1 protein-coding gene and 1 pseudogene are annotated in these 544 nt (G+C 65.3%); both read right to left on the bottom strand.

Annotated elements, in window-relative coordinates; translation table 11 throughout:
* The coding region (locus AACY45_RS27730) for a ferrochelatase (protein ID WP_339548664.1) at positions 1–259 on the bottom strand (259 nt) is incomplete at its 3' end.
* Positions 259–544, bottom strand: a pseudogene (locus tag AACY45_RS27725) (hypothetical protein); the annotation flags it as partial. The gene AACY45_RS27730 and the pseudogene AACY45_RS27725, both read right to left, overlap by 1 nt.

Below are 544 nucleotides of genomic sequence, written 5' to 3'. Positions count from 1 at the left end.
AAGGCGAGCCATCGGCGCTCCACACCTGAGCATAAGCCTCGGCTGATTTTTGCGGACGGGTATTGAGGATGATGCCGCGCAGGATCGGCTGCCAAATCAGCGGCGGAATCTCCACGACGCGCCGGTCCGAGAGAAATTCGGCGAGATAGCGTTTGACCGACTTGGTATCGGGCCCGTCCGGCGTGCCGAGATTGGTGAGCAGAACGCCAATCTTTGGCTTGGGCACGGCCGGGTGCCCGGCAGGAAGGATGGCTGGCATCAAACGGTTCCCGGAGTGAGCGGCAGGCGGCGCAAGCGATAGCCCGTAGCGGCTTGCAGCGCATTGGCAATTGCGGGCGCAACCGGCGGCACGGCGAGTTCGCTCACTCCGCCGGGCTCCGCCTCGCTCGAAATCAGTTCGACGGTAATGTCGGGCGTGTCGGCCAGCCGTGGCAGACCGAGATCGCCAAAGCCCCGCGCCTCGGCCAGATTGGCCTTGAATCCGGTCGCGCTGCCCGTCGCCGCCGCCATGCCGAACAGCAAACCGCCTTCGATCTGCTGGCGA

Source organism: Pseudomonas sp. RA_35y_Pfl2_P32 (assembly GCF_963970735.1).
In the GTDB taxonomy this organism is placed as follows: domain Bacteria; phylum Pseudomonadota; class Gammaproteobacteria; order Pseudomonadales; family Pseudomonadaceae; genus Aquipseudomonas.
This window is presented reverse-complemented; position numbering and strand designations above follow the sequence as displayed.